Annotated in this window: 13 protein-coding genes; 8 read left to right on the top strand and 5 right to left on the bottom strand. The window is 67.0% G+C overall.

Annotated features, from left to right (window positions below):
• Window positions 1–99: 99 nt before the first annotated feature.
• On the bottom strand, window positions 100–969 hold the full coding sequence (locus tag ACFWF1_RS29495) for a YdcF family protein (RefSeq protein WP_379289258.1): 870 nt from the start codon (window positions 967–969) through the stop codon (window positions 100–102).
• 241 nt (window positions 970–1,210) lie between these two features.
• Between ACFWF1_RS29495 and ACFWF1_RS29490 the strand changes: the two genes are divergently transcribed.
• The 7 genes from ACFWF1_RS29490 to ACFWF1_RS29460 all read left to right on the top strand — a co-directional run bounded on the left by ACFWF1_RS29490 (window position 1,211) and on the right by ACFWF1_RS29460 (window position 8,206).
• Window positions 1,211–2,062 carry a bifunctional 5,10-methylenetetrahydrofolate dehydrogenase/5,10-methenyltetrahydrofolate cyclohydrolase gene (locus ACFWF1_RS29490; RefSeq protein ID WP_379289260.1) on the top strand — a complete coding sequence of 284 codons (852 nt, stop codon included), beginning with the start codon at window positions 1,211–1,213 and terminating at the stop codon, window positions 2,060–2,062.
• Between the two features lie 244 nt (window positions 2,063–2,306).
• On the top strand, window positions 2,307–3,641 hold the full coding sequence (locus ACFWF1_RS29485; protein ID WP_379289261.1) for an MFS transporter: 1,335 nt from the start codon (window positions 2,307–2,309) through the stop codon (window positions 3,639–3,641).
• A gap of 78 nt (window positions 3,642–3,719) precedes the next feature.
• On the top strand, window positions 3,720–4,439 hold the full coding sequence (locus tag ACFWF1_RS29480) for a GntR family transcriptional regulator (RefSeq protein ID WP_379289263.1): 720 nt from the start codon (window positions 3,720–3,722) through the stop codon (window positions 4,437–4,439).
• A 59-nt stretch (window positions 4,440–4,498) separates the two neighbouring features.
• Window positions 4,499–5,107 (top strand): thiamine pyrophosphate-binding protein, encoded by a 609-nt coding sequence (locus ACFWF1_RS29475; protein WP_379289265.1) that lies wholly within the window; start codon window positions 4,499–4,501, stop codon window positions 5,105–5,107.
• A gap of 2 nt (window positions 5,108–5,109) precedes the next feature.
• Window positions 5,110–5,700: a thiamine pyrophosphate-dependent enzyme gene (locus ACFWF1_RS29470; RefSeq protein WP_379289266.1), complete on the top strand. Its 591-nt coding sequence runs from the start codon at window positions 5,110–5,112 to the stop codon at window positions 5,698–5,700.
• Window positions 5,697–7,076 (top strand): aldehyde dehydrogenase family protein, encoded by a 1,380-nt coding sequence (locus tag ACFWF1_RS29465; RefSeq protein ID WP_379289267.1) that lies wholly within the window; start codon window positions 5,697–5,699, stop codon window positions 7,074–7,076. The genes ACFWF1_RS29470 and ACFWF1_RS29465 overlap by 4 nt, the downstream gene beginning before the upstream one ends.
• Window positions 7,073–8,206 carry a mandelate racemase/muconate lactonizing enzyme family protein gene (locus ACFWF1_RS29460; RefSeq protein WP_379289269.1) on the top strand — a complete coding sequence of 378 codons (1,134 nt, stop codon included), beginning with the start codon at window positions 7,073–7,075 and terminating at the stop codon, window positions 8,204–8,206. Before ACFWF1_RS29465 ends, ACFWF1_RS29460 begins: the two co-directional genes overlap by 4 nt.
• Window positions 8,207–8,215: 9 nt before the next feature.
• Here ACFWF1_RS29460 and ACFWF1_RS29455 read toward each other — a convergent pair whose 3' ends face one another.
• Together ACFWF1_RS29455 and ACFWF1_RS29450 are read right to left on the bottom strand one after the other, a co-directional pair.
• The gene (locus ACFWF1_RS29455; protein ID WP_379289270.1) at window positions 8,216–8,968 is read right to left on the bottom strand and encodes a hypothetical protein; all 753 of its coding nucleotides are present in this window, start codon (window positions 8,966–8,968) and stop codon (window positions 8,216–8,218) included.
• A gap of 171 nt (window positions 8,969–9,139) precedes the next feature.
• Window positions 9,140–9,565, bottom strand: a complete 426-nt coding sequence (locus ACFWF1_RS29450) for a MarR family winged helix-turn-helix transcriptional regulator (protein WP_379289272.1) — start codon at window positions 9,563–9,565, stop codon at window positions 9,140–9,142.
• A gap of 84 nt (window positions 9,566–9,649) precedes the next feature.
• Here ACFWF1_RS29450 and ACFWF1_RS29445 point away from each other — a divergent pair, with 84 nt between their 5' ends.
• Entirely contained in the window at window positions 9,650–11,407 is a 1,758-nt protein-coding gene (locus tag ACFWF1_RS29445) for an ABC transporter ATP-binding protein (protein WP_379289273.1), read from the top strand.
• A 2-nt stretch (window positions 11,408–11,409) separates the two neighbouring features.
• Here the strand turns inward: ACFWF1_RS29445 and ACFWF1_RS29440 are convergent, their stop codons facing one another.
• Together ACFWF1_RS29440 and ACFWF1_RS29435 are read right to left on the bottom strand one after the other, a co-directional pair.
• Window positions 11,410–12,312 carry an alpha/beta hydrolase gene (locus tag ACFWF1_RS29440; RefSeq protein ID WP_379289274.1) on the bottom strand — a complete coding sequence of 301 codons (903 nt, stop codon included), beginning with the start codon at window positions 12,310–12,312 and terminating at the stop codon, window positions 11,410–11,412.
• Between the two features lie 141 nt (window positions 12,313–12,453).
• Window positions 12,454–13,206, bottom strand: coding sequence for a L,D-transpeptidase family protein (locus ACFWF1_RS29435; RefSeq protein WP_379289275.1), 753 nt, complete (start codon window positions 13,204–13,206; stop codon window positions 12,454–12,456).
• Between the last annotated feature and the right edge of the window lie 636 nt (window positions 13,207–13,842).

The following is a 13,842-nucleotide window of genomic DNA, read 5'->3' as shown; positions in this document are numbered from 1 at the left end:
CGCGGCCGTGCTCGAGCCACCGAATTTCTCGTGACGTCGATCTCGGCGGCGCACCCGGGATCCACCGGGCCGGGCGGATCCCAGGTGACAGCGCCGACGTCAGCGCGAAATGTCCAACTCGAACGTGCGGGTGGCGTCGAGGTAGATGCCGCGCTGGGACTGCCGGGCCGGCGGCGGTAGCTGGGAGACCAGCTGTTCCAGCGAGGTGGTCGCGCCGACCACCTGGGTGCCCGCCACGATGAAGTCGGCGACGGCGCGCCGAATGTGGTTGGGCGAGGTGACCACCACCGCGCTGGTCGCGCCGACATCACGCAGCAGCTTGGTGCTGAACAGGGCGTTCTGCACGGTCGACCCGGCCCGGCTCTCGACGTGGATCCGGTTCGGCGGCACGCCGTGGCCGATCAGCCAGCCTGCCATCGCGTCCGCCTCGGTGAGTCCGTTCTGCGGGTTGCCGCCGGTCACCACGATGGGCGACAGCGGCGCGGCAATCGACTGCAGCCAGGCCGCGGTCAGCCGGTTCACCAGCTCGGGACGCATTGCGCCGTCGGGCAGCAGGCCGTAGCCGAGGACGACGATGCCGGTCTGCGGGCCGATGAGCGCGGGCAGCGGATTCGGCAGCGTGCCGACGGCCGCGCCGATGGCGTTGAGCACGTTGGTGGTGCCCGCGGCCATGCCGGGGTCGACGACGTTGAGCCGGGCCATCGCGTCGGCGAGTGCGGGCAGGTCGCCCGCGTAGTGCGACCAGATGGCCTGCAGCGAGAGGGCGTCGGCGTCGCCGGGATCGGCGCCGATCAGGTTGCGCAGGTCGGCGCGGCCCGCGACGTCGTTGCCGTCGGTGAAGTTGCGCTGGGCGGAGTTGTAGAGGGCGTCGGTTTCCCCGGCATAGGCCGGGACGGCGGCCAGGCCGGTGACGATGACGGCCGCGAACAAGGACGCGGCTAGATGTTTCCAGTGCCTCGATATCTTCACTTCAGTCGACACCTTTCCGCGAAATGCTGTTGGCAAGCTGGGTGCTCGGCAAAAACTCGGGTAGGGCACGTGCTGGCAGTTAGCCGTGGGCAAGCATGATCACGATACGGCGGCGTGATCTGGAAATCGCGTATTTGCCGGGCGGATTCTGCGGCTTATTTCGCGGCATCGGGGCAAACCGGGCGCGGCTTGTCGGGCGCAGTCGGCACGACCGTCGGCAGCCCCGATAAGGTGTGACAGCGTGGATACCGTTTCGCTGACCGGCAAGGAACTCGCCGCCGCCATCAACGCCGACACCAAGCAGCGCGCCGCCGCACGCACCGAGGCGGGCGCCGCGCCGCGCCTGGCGCTGATCGTCGCGAACGACGACCCGGCCAGCGCCTGGTACGTGAACTCGCTGCGCAAGGCCGCCGAACGGCTCGGAATCGCTTGCGACACCGTTGATCTCGGCGCCGACGCGAGCGCGGACACGATCCGCGCGGAACTCGCGGCGCGCAGCGCGGACAGCGCGACCGATGGGATCATGCTGCAGACGCCGCTGCCCGCGGGCATCACCCTCGAAGAGGTCAGCTCCGCGATCGCCGCGACCAAAGACGTCGACGGCGTGAGCCCGCTGTCGCTCGGGTTGCTCGCGTCGGGGCTGGACGGCTTCGTCGCAGCGACCTCCGAAGCGGTGGTCGAGCTGCTGAAGCATCACGAGATCCCGCTGTCCGGTCGGCATGTCGCGGTCGTCGGCCGCTCCAACGTCGTCGGTAAGCCGCTCGCCCAGCTGCTGCTCGCCGAAAACGCCACGGTCACCATCTGCCACTCGCGGACCACCGACCTGCCCGCCGTCACCTCCGTCGCCGATGTTGTCGTCGCAGCGGCGGGCCGCATCGGCCTGGTCACCGGCAAGCATGTGCGCGAGGGCGCGGTCGTCATCGATGTCGGCACCAACGAGGCCGCCGACGGCAGCATCGTCGGCGATGTCGACGCCGATTCCGTGCGCGGCAAGGCCGCTGCGCTGAGCCCGGTTCCCGGCGGGATCGGTCCCGTCACCACCGCATTGCTGATGCGTCATGTCGTCGTCGCCGCGGAGCACGCCGCTAGCTGACGAATCCGCAGGCGAGTTACTCGACACGGCCGGTCCGGGCCAGCATTGCGAACCCCGGACCGGCCGTCGTCGTTTCCGCGCCCGCCGCACTAGCGCATTTCCGCCATCTCCGTTCGTCACCTCTGCGAAACTCTTGTGCGTCAGGTCACAGCGTGAGTAGCATGCCACTCATCAAGTGAGACATGTTACTGATCAAGGTGGCATGCCATCACAGCTTTTGGCTCTGTGCTGTGGAGGAAAGAAGATGGACCGTGCGATCCCCCGAACCGAGGGGGAAGTTATGCAGGCGAACGCGATACGGAAGATCACCCGCCGGGTGGTGCCGTTGCTGGTGATCGGCTACATCGTCAGCTACATCGATCGGATCAACGTCAGTTTCGCCAAGTTCGGCATGGAGGAGACGTTCGGCATGAGCGCGACCCAGTACGGGTTCGTGGCCGGCATCTTCTTCGTCGGATACGTGCTGGCCGAGGTGCCGAGCAACATCATCATGACCAAGGTCGGCGCCCGGATCTGGCTCAGCCGGATCCTGGTGACCTGGGGCATCGTCGCCGCGTTGACCGCGTTCGCGACGAGCGTCGAGATGGTTTATGTGCTGCGCTTCCTGCTCGGCGTCGCGGAGGCGGGCTTCTTCCCCGGCATCATCGTGTACCTCGCAAGGTGGTACCCGAATGCCCAGCGCACCAAGGTGATTTCGACCGTGATGGTGGCGATCCCGGTGGCCAGTGTGCTCGGCAGTCCGCTCAACGGGTGGATTCTCGACACCTTCGACGGCGCGCTCGGCCTGGACGGCTGGCGGTGGATCTTCATCGTCGGCGGCGTACCGGCGGTGATCCTCGGCGTGGTGTTCTTCTTCGTACTCACCGAATCGCCGGAAAAAGCGAAGTGGCTCAACGACACCGAACGCGCCTGGCTCAAGGCGACACTCGACGCGGAGAACGCCGAACGCGCGCAGACGGCACCGGCCGGTCACCTCGCCGCACTGCGCGACAAGCGAGTGATCGCCCTGTGTCTGGCCTACTTCCTGCTGCTGTGCGGCGCGTATCCGCTGGCCTACTGGATGCCGTCGGTGGTCAAGGAGGTCGGGCACGGGTTGAGCAGTTTCCAGATCGGCTGGCTGTCGGCGATACCGTTCCTGCTCGCCGCGATCGGCATGTACATCACCGGACGGCTGGTGCGTAACGATCGTTCGTCGCGGCCGGTGCTGATCGCGCTGGCCATCTCGGTGGTCGCGTTCACCGTGACGGCGTTCGCACTCGGCTCGCCGCTGCTCGCGTTCACCGCGATCACGGTCGCCACCATGGCCGCGCAGACGGCGAAACCGCTGTTCTGGTCGGTGCCGACGGCCTACCTGGCCGGGGCGGGCGCGGCCAGCGGCATCGCGCTGATCAATTCGCTCGGCAACGCGGCGGGGTTCGTCAGCCCGTACGCGTTCGGCTGGATCAAGGACGCGTCCGGCGGGCACACCAGCTTCGCCATCGCGGTGATGATCTTGGCCAATGTCGGCGCGCTGGTGGTGGTCGGCGCCATCGCCGTGCGGGCGCGGGCCCGCCGCGCCGCGACGGTACCCGCTGCCTGAGCGACTATGCTGGGGAATCGCCCGAGGTCGGTGTGCCACGGGCGATTTCCCGTAGCTCTCGTTCCATGAAGAGGTGCCTTGTCGCAGGACGCGGTAGACAGCAAGTCCGAGCAGATCGCTGCCGATATCCGGGACGCGATCCGGCAAGGGCGGCTCGAGCGCGGCATCCTCTACTCCTCGCGTGAGCTGGGTGAAATGTTCGGCGCCTCGCGGACGCCGGTGCGTGAGGCGCTGCTGAAGCTGGCCGATCTGGGCTTGGTCAAGATCGAACGCAATCGCGGCGCGCGGGTACTCGGGCAGGACGGGCGCGGCATCGTCGACCTGTGCAGCCTGCGCGTCCTGCTCGAACCGCCGGCCTGCCGCAGCGCCGCCGCCGTGCTGACCAGCCGCGACGACGAAGCCATGCTCACCGAATACCGGATCATGGAGCGCACGGCCGACGGCGGCACCGAATACTTCGCGGCCGACGAACGCCTGCACGAACTGATCCTGCAGGCCAGCGGCAATCGCCGACTGGCCAAGTTCGTCAACGAGTTACGGCAGACGCTGGCCCTGGACGGCAGGCACAGTGTGCCGCGTTATCAGCCGGTCGATACCGCGCTGAAAGACCACTGGGCCATCATCGAGGCGCTGCGCAAACGCGACGGGGTGGGTGCCGAGCGCGCGATGCGCAAACATCTGGTGCGCTCCGGCGATCTGCTCGTCGCGCACAGCAGTGACGACAACCGCGGCCTGGTCGCGGAATGGCGGCGCTGGGTCTCGGTGTCGGTGCCCGAGGGCGACCAAGTCACCTACTGACAGATCTGTTCGACACTGGATAGGTGTCACTCATAATCGAGTGTTGCATGCTACTCATCATGAGTAGTATGTTGCAGACACCAAGTGGCTGCGATCAGGCAGCCGGTCCGGCGAAGGGACATTCGGTGAATTCCAACTCGTATGCGACGTCCGTCGCCAGAGGCATCTGGGCGGCGGAGGTCGATCTGGTCGGGTACGTGCCATCGGTGAGCGTGGCACCCGTCATCACGGCGCTGGTGGACAGCAGCGGTGGTGCGGCGGGCATCTCGGAGCGGGTGTTCCCGCTCTCCAGGGAAGAGGAGGCGGCCGGGCTGATCGGCGCGCTGCCGCTGACCGGGAAGCTCGGCGCGATCGTCATGCAGGACAACGGTTTCGGCAATGCGCTGACCGCGCTGACCACGTTCAACCTGGCCTACCACCTGCCGATGCTGATCGTGGCGAACACCCGCGGTGGGCTCGGTGAGTACAACTCGATGATCCACACGTTCAGCCAGCACGTGCCGCGGATGCTCGACCAGTTCGGGATCCAGACTTTCCAGATCGACCGGCGCAGTAGCCCGGAGGACTGGGCGGCGGTGGTCGCCGAAGCGGGGGTGCACGCCCGGATGACTTTTCGGCCCGTGGTAGTGCTCGCGCACTTCTGGGCGACCGACGGTAAGGCGGCTTGATCGTGAAACGTATTGACGCACTGCGGATTATCGCCGCGCAGACGGGTGACCTGCCGGTGGTGGTGACCTGTGCCGCGTCCAGCCGGGAACTGGCGGCAGTCGCCGATCGTCCGAATCATCTGTATCTGCTCGACGCGATGGGGCTCGCGGGTTCCGTCGCCACCGGGGTCGCGTTGGGTATCGCTGATACGGATGTGCCGAAGGTGGTCGCGATCGAGGGTGACGGGTCGCTGTTGATGAACCCGAATGTGCTACCGACAGCGGGGTTTCTGCGGCCGTCGAAGCTGGTGATGGTGTTGCTGGACAACGGCGTGTACGGCGCTACGGCCAACCTGCCGACCTATGGTTCGCGAATTGACTTGGGGGAGATGGCCACTGCTGCGGGGTGGACAGTGCTGCGAGCAGCTGATCCCGAGGAGTTGGGGGAGCGGTTGACGGAGTCGCTGACCCTGGAGGGTCCCGTGTTCCTGCATGTGCGCATCGCGGTGGGCAATGCCACCGGCGTGCCGAAGCTGCTGGAGAACCCCGTGATCATCGGACGGCGCTTCCAGGATTGGCTGGCGTCGCGCTACACCCTGAAGGCGGGCCGATGATCACCACGATCAACCCCGTCGACGGAAGCCCCATCGAGACATACTCTTTCACACCTGACCACCAGCTGTCCGCGCTGCTGAACCGCGCGGTCGCCGCCGCACGTCGCGCCGTCGACGAACCGGTCGTCGACCGTGCCGACCGACTCCGGCTGATGGCCGCCCGGCTGCGCGCCGACGCGCAGGCGCTGGCGTTGCTGATCACCACCGAGATGGGCAAACCGATCGGCCAGGCCGCCGCCGAGATCGAGAAGTGCGCGCTCACCTGCGACTACTACGCCGACCGTGCCGCCGATCTCGTTGCGCCGCAAGCGGTCGACGTGTTCCCCGACGGCGGGCAGATCCGGACCAGGCCGCTCGGCGTGATTCTGGCGATCATGCCGTGGAATTACCCGTTCTGGCAGGTCTTCCGGTCGATGCTGCCCGCGGTCGCGATCGGCAATACGGTGCTGCTCAAGCATGCCGACAATGTCACCGGATGCGCGCTGGCCGTGCAGCGGCTGTTCGACGAGGTGTGCGGCACAGGTGTGCTGACCAGCGTGGTGCTGCCGCCGGATCGGATCGGTCCGCTCATCGACGATCCGCGCATCGCGGCGGTGGCGTTCACCGGCAGCAATCGGGTCGGTGCAATCGTCGGCGCCAGGGCGGGTCAGGCGGTGAAGAAGGTGGTGCTGGAACTCGGCGGGTCCGACCCGTTCATCGTGCTGTCCGATGCCGACGTCGCCGACGCGGCGGCGGCAGCGGTGCGCTCCCGCTTCCTCAACGCCGGGCAGAGCTGCATCGCCGCGAAGCGAATCATTGTCGAGCGGAACATCTTTCCCGAATTCACCGCGGCCATGGTGGCCGAGCTCGGCAAGCTCGTCGTCGGCGATCCGACCCTGCCCGGCACCGATATCGGCCCGATGGCCCGCGCCGACCTGCGCGACGAGCTGCGCAGGCAGCTGACCGCGACGGTGGCCGCCGGTGCCGAGGTATTGGTCGGCGGCGCAGGCGATTCCGGTCCCGGCGCCTGGTTCACGCCGACCATCGTCGCGGTGCCCGACACGTATTCCGTTGCGTTCCAAGAGGAAACCTTCGGCCCGCTCGGCGCGGTGCTGCCGGTCGGATCCGCGGCCGCGGCGCTGACCGCCGCGAACGCCTCGGCCTACGGCCTCAGCTGCTCGATCTGGGGCCGTGACCTCGGCCGGATCGAGCAGCTCGCGGCCAATATCGCGGCCGGATCCGTGTTCGTCAACCGGATCTCCGAATCCGACCCGCGGCTGCCCGTCGGCGGGGTCAAAGCCAGTGGGCACGGCCGCGAGCTGAGCAGCTACGGCGCCACCGAATTCGCCAACATCCAGGCGGTACGCACCGCCGCATCCGCGAGGAGCAGTCGATGACCATCACCCGAATCTCAGCCCGCGTCGTCGGCATCCCGGTCGACAAGCCGACCCGAATGTCCAACCGCGACTTGACCGATCGGCACTACGTCCTAGTGGAGGTCACCGACGACAGCGGCGCGACCGGGCTCGGCTACACCTACGCCGGAACCAGCGGCGGCACGCTGACCAAGTGCGCGGTCGACGACGTGCTCGCACCGGTCTACCTCGGCGCCGACTACAACGACGTGCACGGGCTGTGGAGCCTCGCATACCAGGAGGCGCTGCTCGCCGGCCGCCGCGGTGCCGTGCTGCGGGCGTTGTCGGCGATCGATATCGCGCTGTGGGACCTCCGCGCCAAACGGGCCGGGCTACCCCTGGTCAGCCTGCTCGGCGGCTCGACCGCCCCGCTGCCCTCGTACGCGTCGGGCGGCTACTACCGGCCGGACGAGGGCGAATGGACCCAGGCCGTCCGCAAGGAGATCGAATTCAATGCGGGCCAAGGCTTTACCGATCACAAGATCAAGGTCGGCGGCCTGAGCGTGGCCGAGGACGCGCGCCGGGTCGCGGCCGCGATCGAGGCGATCGGCGACACCGGCAGGCTCGCGCTCGACGCCAACAACGCCTACCGCTCCGTGCACGAAGCACGCAGGGCCATCGAGGCTTTCGAGCGTGCGGCGGGCGACCGGGAACTGTGGTGGTTCGAGGAGCCGCTTGCCCCGGACGCGATCGCCGGGCACGGCGAGCTCGCCAGGCAGATCCGGACGCCGGTCGCGACCGGCGAAATTCACCAGACCCGCTGGGAATTCCGGCAACTCATCGAGGCGGGCGCCGCCTCGGTGCTGCAGGCCGACGCCGGTGTGGTGGGCGGTGTCACCGAGTGGCTGCGGGTGGCGCACGCCGCCGACGCCTTCGGTCTGCAGATGGCGCCGCACTGGCATCACAACCTGCACGTCCACCTGTGCGGTGCGGTCAGCAACACGCTGGTCGTCGAGTACTTCGCGCTGGAGAAGGGCATCTACAACTTCGAACAGCTGCTCACGCCCGAGACGCGGCTGCGCTACGGGGCCAACCAGGTGTTCGTGCCGCAACGTCCCGGGCTCGGCATCGAGCTCGACGAAGAAATCGTCGCCAAGTACGAGTTCGCCTGAGCGACAGTACTATTGGCCGGGACTGATGGCGCTGATGAGGGTGCGCCCTTCGTCCTTGGTGGTCGTGACGAGCTGCGGGTTGTAGGTGACCGGCGTGCGGCCGGGGCGGTTCTCGGTGACGACCACCATGTACTGGCCCGCGAACGCGCCAGGGGTGATCGCGACGCAGTAGGTGGTGCCCGCCGGAACGGTGTCGATACCGCGCTGGATGGCGTCGGCCGGTTCCACCGCCGCGTCGGGGGTGGTCGCGGCGCGGGCCTCTTCGCCGGATCGCGTGACGTAGTACGCGTGCTGGAAGGCGAAGATCGCGCCGGGGCCGGAGTCGAAACCGCCCGGGTCGTTGCCCTTGATCCGGTTGCCGACCCGCTCGGCCGTGCACTGCGCGCCCGCGGAGGTGGCGGGATCAGCGATCCGGCCGGGATTGTTCGACGCCGCGGGCGGCGGCGAGTCGTTGCCGAACAGGAAAAATGCGGCGGCGGCCACGGCGGCGACACCGAGCACGCCCAGCAGCGGCACCGCCCAGCGGCGGGCCGACCGGTTCCGCTTGGACCGGTCGATCAGCCCGCTGAACTCGTCCTCGAAATAGTCCGGTTCGTAGTCCGGTTCCGGTTCGTGCTCGGGCAGCCGGCCGACCCAGTCGGCATACTCGCCCTGATACCGGTCGTCCGGTGGGTACCGCTGTTCCGGCACACCACGATTCATCATCTGCGGCCCCCGCCCATAGTCGTATCCGGGCTGTGCGCCCATCTCCGGTCGATCCATCGCCCCACCTTCGTCAGGTCATATCGCCAGGTTATCCGCACCGTTCCGGAAATGCAGCAACGCGGAGACGGGTTTGCCCTGCCGACCGCGCTGTCGCTCGAGGAAGAATACTGCGCGGTTGCTGACTATGGGGGACGCCGGGGGGATACCGGTCGGTAAGTCCGGATTGTGTTAGACGGTCGCGGAATCCAGAGTTGCCAGCAGGTCTCGCAGGGTTTCGCGTTGCTCGGCGGTGAGGGTGGCGAAGAGTTCCTCGGCGGCCTCGCGGCGGGCCTCGGCCATCCGGGCGAGGGTGGCGCGGCCGGTTTCGCTCAGAGTGACCAGGGTGGCGCGGCGGTTGGCGGGGTCGGGGGCACGGGTGACCAGATCGGCGGCGGCGAGGGCGTCGACGACCGTCGTTGCCGAGCGGGGCACGATGCCGAGGCGGTCGGCCAGCGCGGTCATCCGCAGCGGCTCCTCCTGATGCGCGATGATGCGCAAAGCGCGGGCCTGGGCGGGGGTGAGGCCGAGCGGGGCGAGCCGGCCCACCTGGTTGCGCCGGATCCGTTTGGCGGCACGCAGGAACAGTTCGGGCAGGTCGGTGTCGGCGGACTCCATGATTCTGAGCATAACTCATTGTTTCGGGAACAATTATGAGTCATGCTCAGTTTCATGACGTAGTTCTCTCGGAAGGAGGCGCCTTTGCAGCCCCCACATCACCTTCGCCGGATCGTCCGGCTGTTCCGGCCCTATCGGGCCCGGCTGGCCCTGGTGGCCGCCCTCGTCTGCCTGTCCTCGGTCGTCGCCCTGGCCTCGCCGTTCATGCTGCGCGCGGTGCTCGACGACGCGCTCCCGCACGGGCGCACCGGCCTGTTGACCCTGCTCGCCGTGGGCATGATCGCGGTCGCCGCGCTGACCAGTGTGTTCGGCGTGCTGCAGACCTACATCTCGACCACGGTCGGCCAGGACGTGATGCACGACCTGCGGTCCGCGGTCTACGCGCAGCTACAGCGAATGCCGTTGTCCTTCTTCACCAAAACCCGCACCGGCGAGGTGCAGTCGCGCATCGCCAACGATATCGGCGGCATGCAATCGACCGTCACGTCCACCGCGACGTCGCTGGTCTCGAACTTCACCACGGTGCTCGCCGCGGTCACCGCGATGATCGTGCTCGACTGGCGGCTCACCCTGGTATCCCTGGTCATGCTGCCGTTCTTCGTCTGGATCAGCCGCCGCGTCGGCAGCGAACGCCGCAAGATCACCGGCCAGCGACAGGAGAAGCTGGCGGGCATGTCGGCGATCGTGGAGGAGTCGCTCTCGGTGAGCGGCATCCTGCTCGGCCGCACGATGGGGCGATCGCCCGCGCTGGTCGACAGTTTCGTGCGGGAGTCGCGCGGGCTGGTCGATCTGGAGGTGCGCGCGAGCATGGCGGGACGGTGGCGGCAGTCGACCATCATGATCGTCATGTCGGCGATGCCCGCGGTGATCTACTGGGCGGCGGGGCTCAGCGTGACGGGCGGCAAGCCGTTGGTGTCGATCGGCACGCTGGTCGCGTTCACCACGTTGCAGACCACGTTGCTGCGGCCGATGGTGCAGTTGCTGTCCACCGGTGTCGAAGTGCAGAGCTCGATGGCGTTGTTCGGCAGGATCTTCGAGTACCTGGATCTGAAGCCCGATATCGAGGAGCCCAGTCGGCCCGTCGCGCTCGGGAAGGTCACGGGTGCGGTGCGGTTCGATCATGTCGGGTTCTCGTACGGGTCGGGGAATCGAGATGTGCTGAGCGACATCGATATCAGCGTGCCTACCGGGTCGAGCCTGGCGATCGTCGGCGAAACGGGTTCGGGGAAGACCACTCTCGGCTACCTCGTGGCGCGGCTCTACGACGTGAGCTCCGGCGCGATCACCATCGACGGTAAAGACGTGCGCGACTTGTCCTTTGCGGATCTCGCTACTGCTGTCGGTGTCGTCTCTCAGGAGACGTATCTGTTCCACGCCACCGTGGCCGACAACCTCCGGTTCGCGAAACCCGATGCGACGGAACAGGAATTGCACGAGGCGGCCCGCGCCGCGCAGATCCACGAGCACATCATGAGCCTGCCCGACGGGTACGACACCCTGGTGGGTGAGCGCGGCTACCGGTTCTCCGGTGGTGAGAAGCAGCGGCTCGCCGTTGCCCGCGCCGTGCTGCGCAATCCGCCGATCCTGGTGCTGGACGAGGCGACCAGTGCGCTCGATACCCGCACCGAGCAGGAGGTGCAGCAGGCCATCGACGCACTGTCGGTCGATCGCACCACGATCACTATCGCGCACCGGCTGTCGACCATTCGTGACGCCGATCAGATCGTCGTGCTCGATCAGGGACGGATTATCGAACGTGGCTCGCACGATGAGTTGATGGCACTCGACGGTCGTTACGCCGCGCTGCTGTCTCGCGACAATGCGCTGATCGAAGCGGCGTAACGTCAGCTCGGGAGTAGGTGTTCGACAAGGAAGGTGGTTTCGTCGGCCACCACCTTGTCGAAATCGGGGGATACGTAGATGTCGAAATGGCCTGCCGGATATTCGTGCACCTCGACGGTGGATCCGACGGCCGCCGCGTAACGCAGGGTGCGGCGGGGCGGGGCGACGGTGTCGTTCAGGCAGACGCCGAGGAACACCGGGGCCTCGATCTTTCGCAGGCTGCGACCGGGGTGATAGAGCGGGAGGGTCAGCCCGATCCGGGCGGCGACGGCGTTGGGGTGGGTGAATTCGGCGGGCACCAGCGAGGTGTATCCGGGGGCCGCGTCGGGGGCGTTCATCAATGCGGTCTGGCCTGGCTTACCGGTGAGCGGGACAGTGACCGGCGGCCTGCGCAGTGCGGCGGCACCGAGGTCCAAGACCGCGCGAGCGGCGATGGCGAGCAGCGGCCGGAGTCCGACCGTCGGGGCGGAGGCGAAACCGTTGGTGAACGGGCATTGCGAGACGACCGCGGCGACGCGGCGGTCCTGTGCGGCGACGCGCAATACGTGGCCGCCACTGAAAGATGTTCCGAACAAAGCGATTCGAGCCGGATCGATGCCGTCGAGGGTGGCGGCGTAGTCGATCGCCGCCGACCAATCGGCGAGTTGTCGACCGATGCTGAGCAACTGCCTCGGTTCGCCGTCGCTCGCGCCGAAATGCCGGTAATCGAAGACAACTACGGCAATTCCGGCGTCGGCGAAACGTTCGGCGAAGGCATCGAGACGCATTTCCTTGACGGCACCTAGACCGTGCGCCATGACCACGACGGGAACCGGGCTCGCGGTGGTCTCCGGGCGATATAACCAGCCCCGGACCGTGCTGCCGTCCGACTGAAATTCGATATCCGAGCGGGTTGCGGTCGTCATCCGTCAGCTCCTGCCAGTCCCAGCGACCGAGATCTACTGTCTCACTCGCTCGATCATGTCATGAGCGGCGGCTATCGGCGATCCCACCCGGACCCGCGGACCACCGGAGCGGTGCGCGGGTGCGAGATACGGTCGCCGCGATTACCAGTGCAGCGTGACGGGATCACCGACATTGATTGTGTGGTAAACCCATTCGGCGTCATCCGGGGCAAGGTTGATGCAGCCGTGGCTGACATTCGAGTTGCCCTGCTGCTCCACCGACCACGGTGCGGAGTGGATGTAAACACCACCCCAGGTGAGGCGCTCGGCGAATTCACCGTTGATGATGTAGCCCTCCGGCGAGCTAAGCGGAATGCCGATGGTGCGCGAGTCGAACACCACGGAGCGGGCCTTCTCCAGCACGGGGAAAGTGCCCGACGGGGTTTCGCGGCCCGGCTTGCCCATCGACGCGGGCATCGTCCTCGGGATGCCGCCGACGGTGAGCGTGAACGTGTGGTTCGACATGTCGCCGTCGCCGAAAACGCCTGCGTTGGTGTTGAATTCGGCGCGAGCGTTACCCGCGCCGACGGTGATGCGGGCATTGGCAGGCAGGAAGCCGGACGGCGTCCACACCGCCTCCCGGTCGTTGGTCCACGCGAACGTCCCGGTCAACGGTTCGGTGGCCTTGATGCTGATACTTTGCTCAGCTTTGGCGCGGTCAGCGACCTGCGCCGCGAATCGAACGGTGACGGGGTGGGCAACGCCGACCACCTGACCATCCGAGGGCCCGATCGCTTCGACCGAACTCGCTGTTGTTGTGGTTCCGATCAGCGTCGCTGTCGCCGTCCCCGACCAGAACACGGCCAATACCGCGATCAAGATCATTAGGAACAGATATCGGATGACATTTCTCATGAGCTCCACCCCTTCGAGATGGTGGGTAGGCAAGCAAACTAAATATTAGGCCGCATGATCAACTCGGTCTACGAATCGATCCCAGCCGTGCCGCAGTCGTAACCGACCACCATGCCCCTCACTACGTTGCCTACCCGCCCCCACCACCCCCAAAACCCACCCTTCCACCTATCACACGACCGTTCGTGCACCCCCGCATCGACAGAACCTGCACCCCAACTCGGGACATGCACCGCCTTTAGGGCCCTATTCCGAGTGCATGTCCCGAGTACCAGTGCGGATTTCGAACGGTCCCGGGTTTGGGCCGTCCCGGGACGGTTCATTCCCGGCAACAGCCGTGAGCCGAGGCGGACTGCGGAATCCGCACGCTCGCCGGGGTAGCTCTCGCGCCTCGCCGCCGAACCGGCGGCGCAGATCGGAGCCACCCCGCGCGCCCGCCGATCTCACAGAGCGCCCATACCCCTCACAGCAGCTCTAACTGCTGTGAGGGGTATGCACACTCTGTGCCCCCTCCACCGAACCGCGCTATTGGCGAAATCTGCAGGGAGTGTCAGATTAACGGTGGATCTGCCCTGGCATCGGTTAGTTACTACTCGGCGTGATGCGGCCTTCGAAGGTGATAGCGAAGGCGTTCAA

Origin of the sequence: Nocardia sp. NPDC060255, from assembly GCF_042727395.1 — a bacterium.
Classification (GTDB): domain Bacteria; phylum Actinomycetota; class Actinomycetes; order Mycobacteriales; family Mycobacteriaceae; genus Nocardia.
Note: the sequence above shows the minus strand (reverse complement) of the source record. Positions and strands in the feature narration are given on the sequence as shown.